Raw genomic sequence first — 19,720 nt, 5'->3', positions numbered from 1 at the left:
AATGGAGTGGCATCTCGACAAGAAGATCATCGACTTCGGCTTCGACGACGAAGATACGATCGTCATCGACTGGAACGACGGCAGAAGAAGCGCGTTCGACCCGTATCCCTACATGAAGGGCGCCATGGAGAAGCTGCTGGACGAAGACTACCTGAAATTGGCGTACCTCACCGGTTACGGGCGAGGCATCGCGTGGCCCGGCAACCTGGACTTCGGCGCGCAGCTTCTCTACGAAGCGTCCGTTACCGACAACTCCGAAGCGCCCCTGCCGCCACGAGGCCCGCACATGCGATGGAGCCCCGAGGCGCTCATCGTCCGCCTTAAGTTTGCCGAGGACGGCAAGATCCTGGTCGATTGGAGCGACGGAACCGTCCGCGAGTTCGACGCATGGAACCATGCGAGCGACGACGACATCGAAAAGTTCGTCGATCCGACCTACCTTGCGCAAGCGCGCGTCACACCCGAGCGGGATGCCATCGTCTGGCCCGACGGCGAACGCTTCGATGCCAAAACGCTCTACGAGCGCTCGGCCGTCGTGGGCTTCGAACCCTCGGCGAAGCATCTCGCGCGCGGAGCCCTTCGCTAGCGCACGTTCCTGCGCGCTTCCGCTCGCGCCCAAGCGTCAAGCTCTTCCAGCTGGTCGAGGCTTTCCACGCGTTGGACGCCTTGGCGCTCGTGGGCGTCCATGACGGCCTCGACGCACGCGGCGATCCCCAGGTAGCTGCCCTCTTCAGCGAGGAAGGCGGCGACGGCCACCTCGTTCGCGGCGTTCATCACGCAGGGCAGCGTGCCGCCGCGCTCGCCGGCCGCGCGAGCCAGCGCCAGGCAACGGAACGTGTCGGTGTCGGGAGCGGCGAATTCGAGGGTACCCAGCTTCGTGAAGTCGAGCGGCTCGACCGGCGCGTCCCAGCGCTCAGGGTACGACAGCGCGAACTGGATGGGGATGCGCATGTCGGTGGTGCCCAGATGGGCCTTCACGCTGCCGTCCGAGTACTCCACCATGGAGTGGATGGCGCTCTGCGGCTGCACGACCACGCTGATGCGATCGTAGGACATGGCGAACAGGTGGTGCGCCTCGATGACCTCGAGACCCTTGTTCATCAGCGTGGACGAGTCGATGGATATCTTCGCGCCCATGTTCCACGTGGGGTGCGCGAGCGCCTGAGCGGGCGTGATATCGGCCAGGTCGGCTCGCGTGCGGCCGCGGAACGGTCCGCCCGACGCCGTCACCCACAAGCGCGACACCTCGCGCGGGTCTTCGCCCAGAAGGCACTGGTAGATGGCACCGTGCTCGGAATCGATGGGCATGAGGCGCCCCGGTTCGGCGGCCATCGGCATGATGAGGTCGCCGCCCACCACGAGCGACTCCTTGTTCGCGAGCGCCAGCACCTTGCCAGCTGCGAGCGTCTCGTAGCTGGCGCGCAGGCCGGCCGCGCCCACCAGCGCGTTCACCACGATGTCGGCCTCGGGCAGGCGCACGAGGTCCACCACGGCGTCGGCACCGAACCCGAGCGACCCTTCGCCGCCCGCGTTGTGACGCGCCACGGCCTCGGCCAGCGACGACGGCGCGTTCGCCGGCTGCTGCGTGCCTCCGTGCGATCCGCTCAGGATGGCGTTTCGCAGCTCGTCGGCAATCGGCTGCTCAGCCAGGCGCTCGTCGCCCACCGCGAGGTGGCGCACGCCGAACTCGCGCGCTTGCGCCAGCAGCTCGCCCGTGCGCGTGCCCACGGCGAGGCCCACCACCTCCAGCTTGTCCGCATGGCGACGCACAACGTCCAGCGTCTGCGTGCCGATGGAGCCCGTGGAGCCCAAGACCACTATGCGTTTCATGCACGCCTCCTAGAAACAGGTCGAACGTAAACCGTCGGTAGGGTTGGCTGCGGCGCCCGAGGCCTGCCGCCGTCAGATCAGCGGAACCGGGAACGGGATGCAGCCGAAACCCAAAAGCAGTATCGCCGAGGTCACCGCCACCAAGAACAGCGAGTCGCAGCGATCCAGCAGGCCGCCGTGACCCGGCATGATGGTGCCAGAGTCCTTGAAGCCGGAATTGCGCTTGATGCGGCTCTCGGCCAAGTCGCCCAGCACGCCCATCAGCCCGCTGATGAGCCCGAACGCCATCGCTTGCGGGATGGACATCGTCACGCCGGGAATGAGGGTCATCAAGCACCAGAACGCGGCCGATCCCATGAGCCCCGCAATGAACCCCTCCCAGCTCTTCTTCGGCGAGGTGCGCGGCGCCAGCTTGTGCTTGCCGAACTTGCTTCCCACCAGATAGGCGAACGAATCGTTCGCCCATACGCTGAGGAAGATGCCCAGCGCCAGCACGCCGCCCCATGGCTGGGGCAGCGCCGTGCGGACGACCACGAGCCCCGACAGCAGCATGCCGCAGTACGCAGCTCCGAAGAAGCTCACGCCCACGTCGGGCACGCGCGCCCGCATCCAGAACACGTACCACACGATCAGCGCCAACAGCAACGCGAGGCTCACGTACAGCGCACCGTTCAGCCCCAGCAGAAACACGCTGAGCGGGTACAGCATGGCCGCGATGATGCCGAGCATCTCGTTGGGCAGCTTCGCGTCCGAACGCAGCATATAGTAGAACTCGCCCGCCGTGATGCCCGCCGTAGCCACCAGGAACGCCACGGTGGTCCAGTCGCTGACGAGGATGCACAAAACCGACAGCGCCACATACACGAATCCCGTGCGGAAACGCACTTGCAAGTCGGTGGCGTTCTTCAGCTTCTCGGGCGTCTTCTCATAGGCGAAATCCTTGATGCGCCCCGTGCGCGAGCGGTCATCTTCCGCCTCAGCCTGTTCGTCGGGCCGCGGCGCCACCTATTTCACCGCCCCGAACCGGCGATCGCGCGACTGGAACTCCAGCAGCGCGCGCAAGAACTCGTAACGGTCGAAGTCCGGCCACAGCGTCTCGGTGCACACGAACTCGGAATAGGCGATCTGCCACAGCAGGAAGTTCGACACGCGCATCTCGCCGCTGGTTCGGATGAGCAGGTCGGGGTCGGGGATGTCCGCGGTGTACAGATGGCGAGACAGCGTCGCCTCGCTTAAAGGCTCGGGTTCGCGGCCCTCGCGCAACGCGGCATGCGCGCCGTCCATGTAGGACCGCATAGCGTCGAGCAGCTCCACGCGGCCGCCGTAGTTCACGGCCACGACCAGCGTCATCCCGTCGTTGTCCTTCGTCTTCTCCCACGCCTTCGCGAAGGCGTCGCGCGTCTTCTTGGGCAGCTCGTCGGTGCGCCCGATGGTCATCACGCGCACGTGCTCTTCGTGCAGGCCGTCCACCTCGGCCAGCATCGTGGTGGCGAACAGGTTCATGAGGCCGATGACCTCGTCCTGCGGGCGCTTCCAGTTCTCGGACGAGAACGAGTAGATGGTCAGGTAGCGCACGCCCACGTCGGACGCGCAGCGGATGGTTTCGCGCACCGCCTCGATACCGGCCTTATGGCCGAACAGGCGGTTCTTCCCCCGCTCTTTCGCCCAGCGGCCGTTGCCGTCCATGATGACGGCCACATGCTGCGGCACCGCCGCAGCATCGAGCTGCGACGGATCGAGATCCGCCGGGGGGTTGGGGAATATGTAGTCAAGCGACTTATTCAAGGCTACCTCACAAAAGACGAGAAGCCGACGGCCTCATGGCCGCCGGCTTCGGAGATTTAATTCGGCTTCGCTGAATTAAATCTCCATGACCTCGGCTTCCTTCTTCTTGAACGCCTCGTCGACTTCGGCGATGTACTTGTCGGTGAGCTTCTGCACCTCCGCCTGGCCGCGGCGCTCGTCGTCCTCGGGAAGGCTGTCTTCCTTGACGGCGCGCTCGATGGCGCTGTTGGCATCGCGGCGGGCGTTGCGCACGGCTACGCGGGCTTCCTCTGCGTAGCCCTTGCACTGCTTCACCAGCTCGCGGCGGCGCTCCTCGGTGAGCGCGGGGAACGGCAGGCGGATGACCGAGCCGTCGTTCGACGGCGTCACGCCCAGGTCGCTCTGGAGGATGGCATGCTCGATGGCGCCCAGCACGCCTTTGTCCCACGGCTCGATGACCAGCATGTGCGCGTCGGGCGTCTTGACGCCCGCCATCTGGTTCACCGGGGTGGGCACGCCGTAGTAGTCCACCCTGATGCGATCGAGCACCATGGCGTTCGCGCGCCCGGTGCGAACGGAGGCGAATGCGTCGCCCAGCGAGCCCAGCGCCTTCTCCATGCGCTCTTCGGCCTGCATCATAATATCGTCGATCATCCCGGTTCCTTTCACCCTGCGTTTCGCAACGCGTCCGCCGCCGACGGAGGCGGGTGCGCGCGTTTTCGTTATTCTACTGCGATTCTACCGTGGTTCCCACGTCTTCGCCCTTCAAAGCGCGCGAAATGTTGCCTTTAACGGTAAGGTCGAACACGATCATGGGAACGTCGTTGTCCATGCACAGCGATGTAGCCGTGGAATCCATGACGTTGAGCCCCTTTGAGAGCACCTCCATGTAGCTAACGCGGTCGTAGCGCTTGGCATCGGGGTTCTTCTTGGGGTCGCTGTCGTACACGCCGTCCACCTTCGTGGCCTTCATCAGCACGTCCACGTCCAGCTCGCAGGCGCGCAGCGCCGCGGTGGTGTCGGTGGTGAAGTACGGGTTGCCCGTGCCGGCGGCCAAGATGACCACGCGACCCTTCTCCATGTGGCGGATGGCGCGTCGGCGGATATAGGGCTCGGACACTTCCTGCATGTTGATGGCGCTCTGCACGCGCGAGAAGATGCCGTGGCGCTCGAAGGCATCCTGCAAGGCCAGCGCGTTCATCACCGTGGCCAGCATGCCGATGTAGTCGGCCTGCGCGCGATCCATGCCCTCGGCCGAACCGGCCAAGCCGCGGAAGATGTTGCCGCCGCCCACGACCACGGCCATCTGCACGCCGGCGCGCACGATTTCGGCGATCTGATCGGCAAGGTCGTCCACCACCTTCGGATCGATGCCGTAGCCGACGTCGCCCGCCAGCGCCTCGCCGGACAACTTGAGCAGCACGCGATCGTAGCGGTATCCTTCAGACATAAGCCTTATCCTCTCGGTGGTCGTTCATATAGGTTGCTCTAACCGTTCATCTTACCCGAAAATGAAAACGACCGCGCCCTGCTCGCACGCGTTTTCCGGCATTTCACGCAAAGGACAGACGACAACGCGGGGCCGCAGCGCGGGGCCGTCAAGAGAACAGCGGCCTCCCGACGAAGCCCGACACGCCGTTCGCCACGAGGGTCTGCATCATCTCGAGGAACTCCTCGGGCGGCAGGTCCCTGCCGTTCTCGTGCCATTGGCTCACCAGGCCGAACATCGTGTGAAACATGAACGCGGCCAGGTACTCGACATTGGGCTCGTCCTCGGACACTCCTGTGACCTGCAAGAAGAACGGCATCATGGTTCGCTTCACCTTCACGAGGAACCGTGGGTCGCCCTTGTCGCCCAACAGCACGAGCACCTCCTCGTTGTGCGTGGCGAACAGCTGCGCGCACCGCATCGAGAACTCGTGCAGGCTGCGCGGCAGCCCCGCCCCGACGATGGCCGCCGCATTGCGCTCGAGCTCGCCCAGCAGCTCGTCCTCCAGCTGATCGAGCAAGTCGTACACGTCGGTGAAGTACTCGTAGAACGTTCCGCGGTTGTAGCCGGCGTCCTTGGCCACCGCTCCCACCGTCACGCGGTCGATGCCATCGTCGCAGTACAGCTTCCAGAACGAGTCCATGAGCTTCTTGCGCGTCTGCGCCGTCTGCTGCGGTTGCTTCTTCATGGCAACGCCTCCGATCGTCCGACACTCGCGTCGAAGTTGTCGGTTGATGTGCGGGCCTGCGCCCCCTATGCTTGAATCACACAACACGTTGTTGGATAGTTTACCACAAACGTAAGGGGTGATGTTCATGCCCGAGATAGAGGTTTCCCATCTGACGAAGGACTACGGCAGCGGCCGCGGCGTGTTCGACGTGTCCCTCGAGGTGGAGCGCGGAGAATGCTTCGGCTTCCTGGGCCCGAACGGAGCCGGGAAAACCACCACCATCCGCCACCTCATGGGCTTCTCGCGCCCGCAGGCCGGAACGGTCGCCATCCACGGACAGGATTGCTGGACGCGCTCCGCCGAGCTGCAGCGCACCGTGGGCTACCTTCCCGGCGAGATCGCGCTGCCCGCCGGCATGACCGGCACGGCGTTCCTGCGCATGATGGAACGCATGCGCGGCGTGCGCGACGACGAGCATCTGAAGATGCTGCTGGACACGTTCCGCCTTGATCCGGACATCCCCACGCGCGAGATGAGCCTGGGCGTTAAGCGCAAGATGGCCGTGGTCACCGCGTTCATGCACGATCCGGACATCCTGATCCTCGACGAGCCCACGAGCGGGCTCGACCCCGTCATGCAGCAGGTGTTCATCGACTACGTGCTATGGGAGAAGGGGCGCGGCAAAACCGTCTTCCTCTCGTCGCACCTGTTCAACGAAGTTGATGCCACGTGCGATCGCATCGCCATCATCAAGGACGGGCGCATCGTGTCGCAGTTCGAGTCGAACGAGTTCCACCAGCGCGGCGACAGGTTCTACCAGGTGTCCTTCGCAACCGTCGACGCCTACCAAGCTTTCGCCGCCCTGCCCTACGAGTTCGCCGCGCGAAGTCCCGAGCGGCGCCGGGCGAAGGTCCACGTGAACGACGCGCAGGTGAACCGGCTGATCGCCGATCTCGCCGATGCCGACGTGGCCGACTTCGAGGAGATCCCTTTCACGCTGGAAGACTACTTCATGCAGTTCTACCGCGAAGACCGCCAGTTCGGGGAGGTGAGGTAGATGGAAGACGCCATCATCCGCGCGAACGGCCTGACCAAGGACTACGGGCACGGCCGCGGCGTGTTCGGCCTCGACCTGGCCGTCAAGCGGGGCGAGGTGTTCGGCTACGTGGGCACGAACGGCTCCGGCAAAACCACCACCATCCGCCACCTCATGGGCTTCATCAAACCCGACGCGGGCAGCACGTCGATCCTGGGAATGGACTCGTGGCGCGATTCCACGCGCATCATGAACCATGTGAGCTACGTGCCAGGCGAGATCGCCTTCCCCAGCCTGCCCACCGGCACCGCCTTCCTGAAATCGCAGGCCGAGTTCTTGGGCGTGACCGATCTCACATACCTGAACCACGTGGTGAAGCTGCTGCAGCTGGATCCGTCGGCCAACCTCAAGCGCATGTCGAAGGGCATGAAGCAGAAGACGGCCATCGCCGCCGCGCTCATGGGCGACAAGGAGATCCTCGTGCTGGACGAGCCCACCACCGGCCTCGACCCGCTCATGCGCGACACGTTTTTGGACCTCGTGCGCGCCGAGAAGGAGAAGGGGCGCACCGTGTTCATGTCGAGCCACATCTTCGAGGAGATCGAAGAGGTATGCGACCGCGTGGCCATGATCAAAGACGGACGGATCATCGAGGTGCTCGACCTGCGGGAGCTGCGCCACGGGAACAGGAAGACGTTCCGCATCGCCTTCGCGTCGCCCGAAGACGCCGTGCGCTTCGCGGGAGCATGGGAGCCGACGGGTGCCGTGGACGAAACCGCGGCGACCGTCGCCGTCGAAGTCCCGGCAAGCGAACTGGGGCGCCTGCTGCACGCCTTGCGCGTCTACGACGTGCGCGGACTGCGCGAGCAGCACTTCACGCTGGAGCAGCACTTCAAGAACGTGTACCTGAAGGGAGAGAACTGATATGAGCGCGAACACCAAGACGACGCGCTTCTTCTCGAAGCCGTTGATGAAGCAGACCGTCAAATCCAACCTCGTGCTGGCCCTCGTGATCCTCGTCATCATGGCCGGCATGAGCAACGTGGTGAACTACGCCATGAGCGTGATGGGCTCCGACACCGTAAGCGAACTGTCGCCGACGAGAAGACCGGGGCGCAGCAGGACTTCTACACCTACCTGTACGCCATGGCCTCTTACGACGAAATGGCGCAGGCCGACCTGTCGTACGACGATTTCGCCAGCACGTCGGACAAGGAGCCGTACGAAACGGTGTTCGACCTGATGAACCAGCAGGCCGATCTGGATCTGAGCGTGCAGGGGCTCGAGGATGCGGCCGCGCAGCTGGAGAAGACCGGCGTGGGGCTCGACACCTACGTCGAGCAGTTCGAGTACGTGTACGCGCTGGGGCAGGAGAAGGGCGTGTTCAGCGGAGACGACCTCGATATCGAGGACATGATGAACACCATGTTCGCCACCATGGGCGTGTCCACCGACCTCATGGACACCATGGGATCCATGGACAGCACGTCGATGCTCAACCAGATGTACTTCACGGTGATGGGGCTTTTGCCCATCCTGCTGTTCATCGTGATCGTGGCGAACTCGCTGGTGGCCGACAAGGTTGACAAGGGGTCGATGGCCTACGTGCTGTCCACGCCCACGAAGCGCTCGGCCGTGGCAATCACCCAGGCGATCTACCTGGTCGTGGCGCCGCTCATCATCATCGGCATCGTGTGCTGCGTGCGCATCGGATCGTCGTTCGTGCTGTTCGACGAGGTGAACGTGGAGCAGATCGTCGTGCTGTACGCGGGCATGTACATCCTCATCGAGGCCATCGCAGGACTGTGCTACCTGGGCAGCTGCGTGTTCAGCCAAAGCAAGAAGTCTATGGCCTTCGGCGGCGGGCTGACCGTGTGGTTCTTCCTGGCGTCGCTCCTGGGCATGTTCGGCTCGCAAAGCCTCATCGACATGGGCATCGGCGTGGAGGCGCTCGGCGTGTTCAACAAGCTGACGCTTATCGGCCTGTTCGACATCAACGCCATCGGCACCATCGGCTCGGGCGCCGTGGACTACGCCTTCGTGTGGAAGTTCGGGGTGCTGGCCGCCGTAGCCGTCGTGTGCTACGTCGCCGGTGCCATCCGCTTCCAGAAGAAGGACCTGCCGCTGTAAGGCGGGATCAGGGGTTTGTGTCGGCAGGGCGGGGACTCGGCCGCCCTCGCCCCCTCCATGATGCACGGTTTCGCGGGTCGCTAGCAAGGGTCGGATTCCTTGCCTGCGACCCGCTCGTTAGCGCCGCGCGCAGGCGACGGCGGCCGTGAACGACCGGCCGATCAGCTCTTCGGCGATGTCGGTGCCGTCAGGTTCGACAGGGCGCTCGCGCTCGAAAGAGCACGAGGAGAAACCAGCGCGATCCACGGCAATGCGGGCGAATTCGCCTTGGGAGCGAGCGGCGCCGAACACGTTGCCGGCACGCGCGAACGCCTGCATGGCGGCGAGCGGAAGCGGCTCGTCCGCGAACACGCCCGCATGGTAGAGGAAGCCGCCCGGTGCAATAGCGCGCGCCGTCTCACGCAGCGCCTCCTTGAGATCCCATGCCAGGTTCAGCACGCTGTTGACGATCACCACATCGAATGACGCATCCTCCACGCCCGCCGCGCGCAGGTCCTCGAAGCACCCGCGCGCGAACGCAAGCCGCTCGGCCCACGCGGCGCCCTCCGCGCACGCGGCCGCGGCCGTCGCCTCCGCGCGGGCCACGCAAGCGGCGGAAGGGTCGACGCCCAGCACGAACCCGTCCGGCCCCACCCGATCGGCCAGCTTGCACGCGCCCTTGCCGTTGCGGCATCCCAGGTCCAGCACGCGCATGCCGCGCAGATCCTCGGGCAGGAGCATCTCGCACCTGCCGCTGTACCCGTCGCGCGGCATCTCCGCGTAGTGGGCCTCCGCATGCCGAAGCTCGAGTTCGTCCATGTTCGCTCCTTCCCTTCCGACCGGCGCCCCGCGCGCACGGCCTCGGCGCGCGGCGACGGCCTGCGGCCGGCGGCCTTTTGCGGGAAGGCGGTCGACGCTATCCCGATCTAGCGCAATTCTAACGCGGATCCAACGCGGATCTTACGCAAATTTGGCGCGGAACCAACGCAGATCCAACGCGTTTTCCATGCGGTTTCCACGTCTCGTTACGCCTGGTAAACAGCATCGTCTCCCGGTCGATGAGGCTGAATCCCCCATGTTATTTTTCACCTCATGGATATCTATCTGAGTCATAGTTCGTCGCTGGCGTTCTGGTCGTCTTTCGAGATCAGCTCGGGTGCGCTCGCACGCTGTCGGGACTCCAGAAGCTCCTCCTGGCGAAAAGACGAACCGCTGCCCTAGAATGCAAGGTCACCGAACTCATGATCCGCGAGCTTGCCGGAATGCCGGAGCTCGAGGGCATCGCGCTCCCCCTGCACGTCATCGTGCCGAGCCAAGCGGCGCGCAGCAGATGCGACAAGGCCGTATGCCACGTGAGCTCCGCAATGTTTCCCAGAGGATCGTTCGTGCGCATCGCCCGCAACGTGCTTGCAAGCTCGCCCGAGCTCTGCTTCGTGCAAATGGCTTCGGAGCTGTCGCTTCCCGCGCTGATCAGGCTTGGATTCGAGTTGTGCGGCACATACGGAGTGACAACGGTTGGAAAAGCGGACTTCCGGTTCGAGCGCCCCTTCACCACTCCCGCCCGCCTCGCGCGCTTCCTGGACAAAGCCGCGAACATGCCGGGAACCGTCAAAGCCCGAAAAGCCCTCAAGCACCTCGTCGCAGGCTCCGCCTCCCCGATGGAAACGACCATGGCCATGCTGCTCTGCCTCCCGCTCCGCATGGGCGGGTACGCGCTTCCCCAACCGCGTATGAACCACGCCGTGAACCCTCGAGGGCGATCGAGGCTCGCAGTCGATGACAAATGCTACTATTGTGATTTGATCTGGCCGAACGCGAACATCGCGCTTGAATACGACGGCCGCGAGCACCATGGAACCGTCAACAAGATGGCCGACGACGCGACACGGCGCAACAACCTGCTCGACCGCGGCGTCTCCGTCTTGACCGTCACAACGAGAACGGTCCGAAACCTCATCGAGCTCGATCATATCGCACGCACCCTATCGAGGCAGCTCGGGTTCCGTCCGCGATGCGACCAGCAAGCGTGGCGCACCAAACAGCACGAGCTGCACGGCGAACTGCTGGGCTCCTCCTTCATGACGGTTGCCATGTGAGGGGAAAATCCCCGTCTGATGGTAAAAACGAAATGGTTGGGTAATCTCGAACCCTAGGAAAAGCGCGCCCGAGAGCGACGCGTGAAAGCAAACGGAGCATAACCCCAGGTGGCGGAAAAATCGATCGGCGAAGACGGTCCGGCCGAATTACCAAACCGATCGATTTCTACCGCACAGGGCGAAAAAGTGCGACACGCGCGCAAGAGCGCCGCTAAGAGACGGGAAAGACGAGGGCGACAGGACGCGCAGAAGCGCGGAGGCAGCGCGAAGGCGGGGGAGGCGCTGCGGGGAAAAGATGACAGGGACGAAAGATGCCGCAGGGACGCGCAGAAGCGCGAAGGCGCGAAGGCGAGTACGCGCGAAGGGCCGCATCTTGCTCGATGCGGCCCTTCGGCTAGGAGAGGGGATGGTGCATGTCGCGCAGGCTAGGCAGCGTCCTGCTGGGAGCTGCCGGAGCCGCCGCCGAACAGGCGCTCGAGCATAGACTCCTGCGCGCTGTTCTGCTGGGTCGACGCGCTCTGGGAGCTTTCATCGGAGCCGAGCGTGACCTCGACTTGCTTGGTCTCGCCGTTGCGGTTCACGTCGAGCGTCACCTTGTCGCCCGGGTTCTTGGAGCGCACGTCCAGCATGAGGTCGCTGGCGGATGCGACGTCCTTGCCGTCGAACTTCGTGACGATGTCGCCCTCCTGCAAGCCGGCTTCGGCCGCGCCGGAGCCTTCGCTGACGGCCGCCACGTAGGCGCCTTCGTCAACGGACAGGCCGTAGCGCTTGGCGTTCTGCGCGTTCACGGTGGAGAGGGACACGCCGAGCTGCGCATGGGTCGGGGTCTTGCCGTCGATGATCTGCTGGGCGAGGTTCACCGCGTAGTTTACCGGGATGGCGAAGCCGACGCCGGAGTAGTTGCCGGAGTACGACGTGATCAGCGTGTTGATGCCGATGAGCTTGCCGTCCGCGTCGACGAGCGCGCCGCCGGAGTTACCGGGGTTGATAGCGGCGTCAGTCTGGATCATATTCGGATAGATGGTGGATTCGCCCGTGCTGTTGCCGTACTGATCGGTGGAGGCGTTCACGATCTGAGAACGGCTCGTGGCCGACACGATACCGGTGGCAACGGACTGCTCGAGGCCGAACGGGCTACCGATGGTCATGACCCACTCGCCGATGACGAGCTTGTCGGAGTCGCCGATCTCGATGGGCGTAAGGCCGCTGGCATCCTTGGCCTTGATGACCGCGACGTCGGAGCTGGGATCGCTGCCCACGACCTCGGCGTCGTAGGTCTCGCCCGCGATGGTGACCTTGTACGCGCTGCCGCCTTCTACGACGTGGTTGTTCGTGATGATGTAGCCGTCGGCGGTGAGCACGACGCCGCTTCCCAGCGAGGACTTCGTCAGCGTGCCGGCTTCAGATCCGTTGCCGGCCCCAAAACCGTACATGCCGCCCGCATTGGACTGGTTCGTGTACACATCGATGGCGGCCACGGAGGGAAGCGCCTTCTGCGCGACAGCCTCTGCCAGCGTCTGGTCGGACTCGGCGTCGGTAGCGTTGATGCTGCCGGAGTTTTGCGAACCCAGCTGCGTCGCAGACGAAGAGGATCCGGAATCGTTACCGCCCGCAGTGGCTTGCCAGATGCCGAAGCCGCCCAAACCGATGGCGCAGGCGACGGCGGCACCGCAGAAGGCGAGCAGGAACGTGCGTCCGCCGTGCGACTTCTTCTCGACGGTCACTCCTCCTGCCGGATGCTGCGGGTGCTGAGGCTGCTGATAGTACTGCTGTTGCTGCTGATAATAAGGCTGCTGCCCCATGGGGGCGGCATGCTGGGCATGCTCGTCGCCCTGCGTCGGCGGCACGGGGCCGTTGCCGGGGGTGCTGCCATGCGTATCGGTCATGTGCTTCACGCTCCTTCGATTCGTGCTGGTCTATGATCGCCAAGCTTTTCATTTTTGAATGCCGTCACCTTAGCACGCTCCTTCCCAGATCAGAGACGCTTGCGAGCAAATGTCACCTTTGCGTCATGGAATTACACCATTTGGTGTACGGAACGCAACCGAGTTGTACACCCGCAGGCGCACGCGAGCGACGCATGCCGCCCGAACAGCCGATTTTCCGAAGAACTTTGCTACGCGAAGCAGGCGGCGCATGTAAGATACGAACGAACAACGATGCCGTCGGAGGAGATCGCATGGCTGAATCGCCGCGACCGCGCCGCAGCGCGGGAACATGGTTCCAATCCCTGTACGTCCGCGTGCTGTTGCGGTTGCTGCCGCATCTGATCAACGTCTTCAAGCACGTGTCGCCCAAGATCCGCGCGGAGGTTGATTACCTCGAGCCGGGCTATACGTTCATGTTATCCGTGAACGGGACGGATCTGGCGTGCGCATGCCGCCGCACCGCATCCGGCTCGTTCAAGCGCGTTCCTCCCGCCGCCATCGCCTCGGACGTGGAGCCCGGCAGCGGCCTGGCCAGCGCCGACGCGCAGGCCTTCACCGTCGACTACGTCATCGCGTTCCGGTCGCTGGCCTATGCGTTCGCCTGCTTCACCGGCGGCGTGACGCTGAAGGCGGCGCTCGCGCAGCGTGCGTTCTCCACGCGCGGGCCCAACAACACGGGCGTGGCCCTCACCTATATGTTCACGGCGCTGCTGAAGCTGTTCTTCGGTTGGCGCGCCGCGTACCGCACGCCGAAGCCGCTCGCACCGTCCGCCCCGCGCGCCTAGCGCTATCCAACCTGCAAGGAGAAGCCCATGCAAGGATTCGAATTCTGTTGCCCCACGAAAATCGTCTGTGGCGCGCATGCGCTGGACAAGCTGCCCGACGAGGTGGCCGACCGCGGCATGAAGCACCCGCTGGTGATGACCGACGCGGGCCTCGTGAAGCTGGGCGTGGCCGCGAAGCTGACCGGCGTGTTGGATGCCGCCGACGTGCCCTACGAGGTGTTCGACCAGGTGCCTCCCGACTCGTCGATGGACGTGGTAAACGAGGTGGCGCGCCTGTACGCCGAACGCGGCTGCGACGGGTTCGTGGCCATCGGCGGCGGCTCGGTCATCGATACGACGAAGGGCGCGGCCGCGTCGCTGGCCTGCGAGGGCGTGGACTTCGCCACGCTGCAAGGCTCGGAGATTCTGAAGGCCGACCTGCCGCCGTTCATCGCCGTGCCCACGACGGCCGGCACCGGCAGCGAGGTGACGCTGGTCGCCGTGGTGGCCGACACGCACAAGCATGCGAAGCTGTCGTTCACCTCGTACAAGCTGGTGCCGCACGTGGCCATCCTCGACCCCGCGCTCACCTCGTCGCTGCCGCCGAAGCTGACGGCCACCACCGGCATGGACGCGCTCACCCACGCCGTCGAGGCGCACACGTCCATCCAGAAGAACCCCGTGTCCGACGCGTTCGCCGCGAAGGCGGTCGAGCTGATCGCGGCGAACCTGCCCACGGCCTGCCGCAACGGCGCCGACACCGAAGCGCGCACCAGCCTGGCGCTGGCTTCGCTTATGGCGGGCGCGGCGTTCTCGAACGCCATGGTGGGCATCGTGCACGCCATCGGCCACTCGCTGGGCGGCCTCTGCCGCATCCCGCACGGCCAGGCCATGATGATGCTGCTCCCCCACTGCGTGCGGTTCAACCTGGATCGAGGCATCCACGCCGGACTCTACGGCCAGCTGCTGGACGTCCTCGCGCCCGCTCGCGCCGCGGCCTTGGGCGCCGGCGCGGCGCCGGAAGCGCTCGATCGCGCGTTCCTCGACGAGCTGACCGCCTTGAACGACCTGTTCCACCGCGAGTACGGCGTGCCGCTCACGCTGTCCGAGCTGGGCGTGTCGCGCGACGACCTGCCCGCCGTGGCCAAGCAGGCGCGCTACGACGGCGCCGCGCTGTACAACGAGACCGAGATCACGCTGGAGGACGCGATGGCCGTCCTTGAAGCCGCCTACTAAAGCAAGCGAAGGAGCCCGCATGACCGCCACCCCCTCCTACGAGAGCATCGCCGACGTCGAGGCCGCCGCGCAGAAGATGCGCGACTTCTTCCTGACCGGCGCCACGCTGGACGTCGACTACCGCCGCCAGGCGCTCGCGAAACTGAAGGCGTACCTCAAGGCGAATGAAGAGCGCATCCTGTCCGCGCTGACCGCCGACCTCGGCAAAGCCCCTTTCGAAGGCTACGCCACCGAGCTGGGCCTCGTCTACGACGAGATCAACACCTGCCTCAAGCACCTGAACAGCTGGTCGAAGCCGCGCCGCGTGCCCACCCCCATCGTGCACTTCCATTCCACGTCGAAGGTGCACCCCAGCCCCTTGGGCGTGGTGCTGGTGCTGAGCCCCTGGAACTACCCCGTGCAGCTGGCGCTCGTGCCCATGGTGGACGCCATCGCGGCCGGCAACTGCGTGGCGCTCAAGCCCTCGCGCACGTCGAAGCACACGAGCGAGCTCTTGCTCGATATCCTGTCAAACGTGTTCCCGCCCGAGTTCGTCTGCGGCTTCCCCGGCTCCGGCGCGATGAACGACTGGCTGCTGGAGGTGCGCTGGGACCAGATATTCTTCACCGGCAGCCCGAACGTGGGCCATGCCATCATGGAGGCGGCGGCGAAGCACCTCACGCCCGTGGTGCTGGAGCTGGGCGGCAAGAGTCCCTGCATCGTGGACGAAACGGCGAACGTGAAGCGCGCAGCGCAGCGCGTGGCCTGGGGCAAGGGCATCAACTGCGGGCAGACGTGCGTCGCGCCCGACTACTTTCTCGTGCACGAGCGCGTGGCGGACGACTTCGTGCGGCAGCTGGACGCGTGCTTCCACCAGTATTACGGCGAGGACATCCTCGCGTGCGACGAATGGCCGCACATGATCAGCCAACGCCACTTCGAACGCGTGATGGGGCTGATCGAACATCGCAACCCGGATGCCACGGTGGCGTTCGGCGGGCGCGGCGACGCAGGCACGCTGCGCATCGAGCCCACGTGCCTGCGCGGCGTGACGCTGGACGACCCCGTCATGAACGAGGAGATATTCGGACCGGTGCTGCCGGTCATCACGTACAAGACGCTGGACGAGGCGTTCGCCATCGTGCGCACGTTCGAGAAACCCCTGGCCACGTACGTGTTCAGCGACGACAAAGCCGTGCAGCAGCGTGTGATCCGCGAGCTGCCGTTCGGAGGCGCCACCGTCAACGACGTGGTCATCCACCTGGCGAACAACCACATGGGCTTCGGCGGCGTGGGCAACTCCGGCATGGGCGCCTACCACGGCAAGGTGGGCTTCGACTGCTTCACGCACTACAAGTCGACGCTGAAGAAGGGCACCTGGATCGAGATGCCCATCCGCAACCCCCCGTTCGGCGACAAGATCAAGCTGCTGCGCATGTTGATGCGCTAAACGCGCCCCACGCAACCGGCTATGCGCGACGCACGGCGTAGCCGGTTGCGATTTCCGTACGCTCCTTCTTGCACAAGGGTATAAAATTTTAAGTAAACCATGAGGATTATATCAGTTTGAACGAGACCTCATCCATGCAGATTTTCATGATTGCCACTTCCCAGAAAGGAGTGATCGATATGAGAGCAGGATTTATCGGAGCGGGGAAAGTAGGATTTTCCCTTGGAAAATACCTGAAGGAAAACGGCGTAGAGATTACGGGTTACTTCAGCAAATCACCGGAATCAGCTAAATCAGCAGCAGATTTTACTAACACAAAACTATATAAGAGTATAGAGAATATCTTAAGTGACAGTGATACCCTGTTTATTACTGTGCCTGATGGACAGATAAGCAAAGTATGGGATTATATGAAGAATCTGGATATTAAAAATAAAAATATTTGTCATTGCAGCGGTTCGATTTCATCAACCGTTTTTTTTGATGGTGAAAACCTCGGTGCAAATATCTATTCGGTACATCCCCTATATGCAATAAGTGATAAGTGCGAATCATGGAAACACTTGAATAAGGCTTATTTTACTGTGGAGGGTTCGGCAGAGAATCTAGATGAGATTAAGAGTATCTTTGAGCGAGCAGGAAATAAGGTAATCGCAATGGGAGCGGAAAATAAATCTCTTTACCACTGCGGTGCAGTAGTTGTAAGCAATCTCGTAAACGGACTTTTTCAAGTGGGGGCTGAAATGCTTGTAAAATGCGGCTTTGATAAAAAAGATGCAAAGAAAGCCTTAGTGCCTTTGTTTACTGGAAATGCCGACACATTGGCAGAAAAAGGGGTTGCGGCTGCCCTCACAGGTCCTGTTGAGCGAAATGATTTGTCGACTATCACAAAACACATTGAAGCTATTAAGGCAGCATGGATAAACGAGTCTGAGGAAAAGGTGGGATATGAGATGATATATCTTTTGCTTTCAGAAAAGCTTCTCAGTATTGCACAGGAAAAACATTTAGACAGTGACTATTTGAAGATGACGGAGGTAATTAAAAATGAAAAACACAGTATCCACTTTTAAAGAACAGAAGGTTAAGGGCGATAAGATTACAATGCTGACAGCCTATGACTATTCGACAGCTAAATTGATGGACCAGTCAGGTATTAACGGTATTCTCGTTGGAGATTCTCTTGGCATGGTTATGCTCGGATACGAAAATACTTTGCCGGTAACAATGGAAGATATGATTCACCATACAAGAGCAGTTACAAGAGGTGCCAAAGATGCCTTAGTAGTTGGAGATATGCCGTTTATGTCATATCAAGTTTCAGTTGAAGAGGCCATGTATAACGCAGGAAGACTTATGAAAGAAGGAAGATGTCAAGCAGTAAAGCTAGAAGGTGGAGCCTCTGTTTGTCCACAGATTAAAGCTATTACAGCTGCTTCAATTCCTGTTATGGCACATATTGGACTTACACCTCAGTCAGTGAACGTTTTTGGAGGCTTTAAAGTTCAGGGAAAAAGTGAAGAGGGAGCAAAGAAACTCATTGAAGAGGCAAAAGCTGTTGAAGAAGCAGGAGCATTTGCGATTGTTTTGGAATGCGTACCTGCAAAATTAGCGGAAATTATTTCTGAAAGCATTAATATTCCTACAATAGGAATAGGTGCAGGATCTGGCTGCGATGGACAGATTCTCGTTTATCAGGACATGCTTGGAATGGTCTCTGACTTTACACCTAAATTCGTAAAACAATTCGCAAAGGTAGGAGATGTAATGAAAGAAGCCTTTGCTGCATATATAGAAGAAACTAAACAGGGAAGCTTTCCAGCACCTGAACACACATTTAAAATTTCAGAAGATGTAATTAACAAGTTATATTAGGAGATAGAACGATGAAAATAGTAAAAACCGTAGATGAAGTGAGAGTTATAGTCAAAGAATGGAAGAAAGAAGGTCTTACAGTAGGTCTTGTTCCTACTATGGGATTTTTGCACGAAGGACATAAGAGTTTAATTACAAGGGCTGTTTCAGAAAACGATAGAGTTGTTGTCAGTGATTTTGTAAATCCGACTCAATTTGGAGTAGGGGAAGATTTGGAAAGCTATCCGAGGGATTTGGAAAGGGATACTATGCTATGTGAGGAGGCAGGTGCTAATTTAATATTTAATCCTGAGCCGGAAAATATGTATTTTGACGATTTTTCAACATATGTAAACATAGAAAGTCTTTCAGAGGAACTTTGTGGAAAATCACGACCAATACATTTCAGGGGTGTAGGCACAGTAGTATCTAAACTTTTTAATATTGTAAATCCCGACAGAGCTTACTTTGGTCAAAAGGATGCACAGCAGCTTGCGATTATAAAAAGAATGGTTAGAGATTTGAACTTTGATATCGAAATTGTGGGCTGCCCTATAGTTAGAGAAGAGGATGGTCTTGCAAAGAGTTCAAGAAATACATATCTAAGCAAAGATGAGAGAAAGGCGGCACTAATTTTAAGCAAAGCAGTTAAGCTCGGAGAAGATATGGCAAAAGCAGGAGAAAAAGATACAGATAAAATTGTATCAGAAATGATTAAGCTTATTGAAACTGAGCCTATGGCGAAAATAGATTATGTTCAGGCTGTAGACGCTGTTTCAGTTAAACCGGTCAAGGAGATGACAGCACCAGTACTAGTTGCCATGGCAGTTTATATCGGCAAAACCAGATTGATTGACAACTTTATTTACGAAGGTTAAACGGGGGTTAAATATGACATTTGAAATGTTAAAGGGGAAGATACACAGAGCTACAGTAGTTCAAGCAGAACTTGATTATGTAGGAAGCATCACTGTAGACGAAGACTTACTTGACAGTGCCGGAATTTTGGAGTATGAAAAGGTAAGTATCGTAGATATAAATAATGGGAACAGATTTGAGACATACACAATTGCAGGAGAAAGAGGCAGCGGAATGATATGTCTCAATGGAGCTGCTGCAAGATGTGTTCAGACAGGTGATAAGATAATCATAATGTGCTATGCACAGATGACTCCAGAAGAGGTAAAGAAAAATCCACCTAAAGTAGTATTTGTAGATGAGGATAACAAAATATCAAGAGTCGCAAGATACGAAAAACATGGTAAGCTATAAGACATGTAATTTGCAAATAAAAAAGGGCATTTCGGTAATTAAAAAATGTAAAAGGTGAAGAATATGTCATCTGCCCTCGTTGTGAGCAAGAAGTTTATAAAGAAGTAATAATTTATCCATTTTGTAACTTTGGCATAATGGCATGGCTTGAAGGAGAAAATGATGAAAATAGCAAACCAGTGAAAGATAAATCTAAGTAAAATCTCAGCTTAACAATTTAATATCTATATTTACAAAGCAGTT

Annotated in this window: 20 protein-coding genes; 12 read left to right on the top strand and 8 right to left on the bottom strand. The window is 60.4% G+C overall.

Going from position 1 to position 19,720, the window contains the following annotated elements; all coding sequences use genetic code 11:
* Position 1 precedes the first annotated feature (1 nt).
* Positions 2-586, top strand: a complete 585-nt coding sequence (locus tag GT613_RS01475; protein ID WP_114549812.1) for a DUF2442 domain-containing protein — start codon at positions 2-4, stop codon at positions 584-586.
* Here GT613_RS01475 and dxr read toward each other — a convergent pair.
* From dxr to GT613_RS01445, 6 genes are all read right to left on the bottom strand, one after another.
* Positions 583-1,830, bottom strand: coding sequence for a 1-deoxy-D-xylulose-5-phosphate reductoisomerase (gene dxr / locus GT613_RS01470; RefSeq protein ID WP_086414360.1), 1,248 nt, complete (start codon positions 1,828-1,830; stop codon positions 583-585). The genes GT613_RS01475 and dxr overlap by 4 nt on opposite strands.
* Positions 1,831-1,902: 72 nt before the next feature.
* Positions 1,903-2,835, bottom strand: coding sequence for a phosphatidate cytidylyltransferase (locus tag GT613_RS01465; RefSeq protein WP_114549811.1), 933 nt, complete (start codon positions 2,833-2,835; stop codon positions 1,903-1,905).
* A complete protein-coding gene (locus GT613_RS01460) occupies positions 2,836-3,615 on the bottom strand; it encodes an isoprenyl transferase (protein ID WP_035585754.1) in 780 nt (259 codons plus the stop codon).
* Between the two features lie 75 nt (positions 3,616-3,690).
* Complete coding sequence (gene frr / locus GT613_RS01455; RefSeq protein ID WP_009306587.1) at positions 3,691-4,248, bottom strand: ribosome recycling factor; 558 nt, start codon at positions 4,246-4,248, stop codon at positions 3,691-3,693.
* A gap of 73 nt (positions 4,249-4,321) precedes the next feature.
* A complete protein-coding gene (gene pyrH / locus GT613_RS01450; RefSeq protein WP_009306589.1) occupies positions 4,322-5,044 on the bottom strand; it encodes a UMP kinase in 723 nt (240 codons plus the stop codon).
* A gap of 148 nt (positions 5,045-5,192) precedes the next feature.
* Positions 5,193-5,771, bottom strand: a complete 579-nt coding sequence (locus tag GT613_RS01445; RefSeq protein ID WP_161172477.1) for a TetR/AcrR family transcriptional regulator — start codon at positions 5,769-5,771, stop codon at positions 5,193-5,195.
* A gap of 127 nt (positions 5,772-5,898) precedes the next feature.
* Between GT613_RS01445 and GT613_RS01440 the strand changes: the two genes are divergently transcribed.
* From GT613_RS01440 to GT613_RS01430, 3 genes are all read left to right on the top strand, one after another.
* Complete coding sequence (locus GT613_RS01440; protein ID WP_114550874.1) at positions 5,899-6,810, top strand: ABC transporter ATP-binding protein; 912 nt, start codon at positions 5,899-5,901, stop codon at positions 6,808-6,810.
* Positions 6,811-7,713 (top strand): ABC transporter ATP-binding protein, encoded by a 903-nt coding sequence (locus tag GT613_RS01435; protein WP_114549807.1) that lies wholly within the window; start codon positions 6,811-6,813, stop codon positions 7,711-7,713.
* A 222-nt stretch (positions 7,714-7,935) separates the two neighbouring features.
* Positions 7,936-8,919: an ABC transporter permease gene (locus GT613_RS01430; protein WP_204987379.1), complete on the top strand. Its 984-nt coding sequence runs from the start codon at positions 7,936-7,938 to the stop codon at positions 8,917-8,919.
* Between the two features lie 117 nt (positions 8,920-9,036).
* Here the strand turns inward: GT613_RS01430 and GT613_RS01425 are convergent, their stop codons facing one another.
* The gene (locus GT613_RS01425) at positions 9,037-9,717 is read right to left on the bottom strand and encodes a class I SAM-dependent methyltransferase (protein WP_161172476.1); all 681 of its coding nucleotides are present in this window, start codon (positions 9,715-9,717) and stop codon (positions 9,037-9,039) included.
* A gap of 422 nt (positions 9,718-10,139) precedes the next feature.
* On the opposite strand from GT613_RS01425, the gene GT613_RS01420 reads away from it, so the two are divergent.
* Complete coding sequence (locus GT613_RS01420) at positions 10,140-10,994, top strand: hypothetical protein (protein WP_229044782.1); 855 nt, start codon at positions 10,140-10,142, stop codon at positions 10,992-10,994.
* 425 nt (positions 10,995-11,419) lie between these two features.
* On the opposite strand, the gene GT613_RS01415 is transcribed toward GT613_RS01420, so the two are convergent.
* Complete coding sequence (locus tag GT613_RS01415; RefSeq protein ID WP_009609330.1) at positions 11,420-12,880, bottom strand: S1C family serine protease; 1,461 nt, start codon at positions 12,878-12,880, stop codon at positions 11,420-11,422.
* 293 nt (positions 12,881-13,173) lie between these two features.
* Between GT613_RS01415 and GT613_RS01410 the strand changes: the two genes are divergently transcribed.
* The 7 genes from GT613_RS01410 to panD all read left to right on the top strand — a co-directional run bounded on the left by GT613_RS01410 (position 13,174) and on the right by panD (position 19,477).
* A complete protein-coding gene (locus GT613_RS01410) occupies positions 13,174-13,707 on the top strand; it encodes a hypothetical protein (protein WP_009609320.1) in 534 nt (177 codons plus the stop codon).
* A gap of 27 nt (positions 13,708-13,734) precedes the next feature.
* Positions 13,735-14,922, top strand: a complete 1,188-nt coding sequence (locus GT613_RS01405) for an iron-containing alcohol dehydrogenase (RefSeq protein WP_009306600.1) — start codon at positions 13,735-13,737, stop codon at positions 14,920-14,922.
* Between the two features lie 19 nt (positions 14,923-14,941).
* Positions 14,942-16,351, top strand: coding sequence for an aldehyde dehydrogenase (locus GT613_RS01400; RefSeq protein WP_009306602.1), 1,410 nt, complete (start codon positions 14,942-14,944; stop codon positions 16,349-16,351).
* 134 nt (positions 16,352-16,485) lie between these two features.
* Positions 16,486-17,424, top strand: coding sequence for a Rossmann-like and DUF2520 domain-containing protein (locus GT613_RS01395; RefSeq protein WP_240132847.1), 939 nt, complete (start codon positions 16,486-16,488; stop codon positions 17,422-17,424).
* Positions 17,399-18,226 (top strand): 3-methyl-2-oxobutanoate hydroxymethyltransferase, encoded by an 828-nt coding sequence (panB, locus tag GT613_RS01390; protein WP_004847068.1) that lies wholly within the window; start codon positions 17,399-17,401, stop codon positions 18,224-18,226. Before GT613_RS01395 ends, panB begins: the two co-directional genes overlap by 26 nt.
* An 11-nt stretch (positions 18,227-18,237) precedes the next feature.
* Positions 18,238-19,083, top strand: coding sequence for a pantoate--beta-alanine ligase (gene panC, locus GT613_RS01385; RefSeq protein ID WP_004847070.1), 846 nt, complete (start codon positions 18,238-18,240; stop codon positions 19,081-19,083).
* A gap of 13 nt (positions 19,084-19,096) precedes the next feature.
* Positions 19,097-19,477 carry an aspartate 1-decarboxylase gene (gene panD / locus GT613_RS01380; RefSeq protein WP_004847071.1) on the top strand — a complete coding sequence of 127 codons (381 nt, stop codon included), beginning with the start codon at positions 19,097-19,099 and terminating at the stop codon, positions 19,475-19,477.
* Positions 19,478-19,720 lie beyond the last annotated feature (243 nt).

Source organism: Eggerthella sp. BIOML-A4 (assembly GCF_009875575.1).
Lineage (GTDB): Bacteria > Actinomycetota > Coriobacteriia > Coriobacteriales > Eggerthellaceae > Eggerthella > Eggerthella lenta.
The sequence above is the reverse complement of the archived record's forward strand: the minus strand, read 5'-3'. Positions and strand labels throughout refer to the sequence as shown.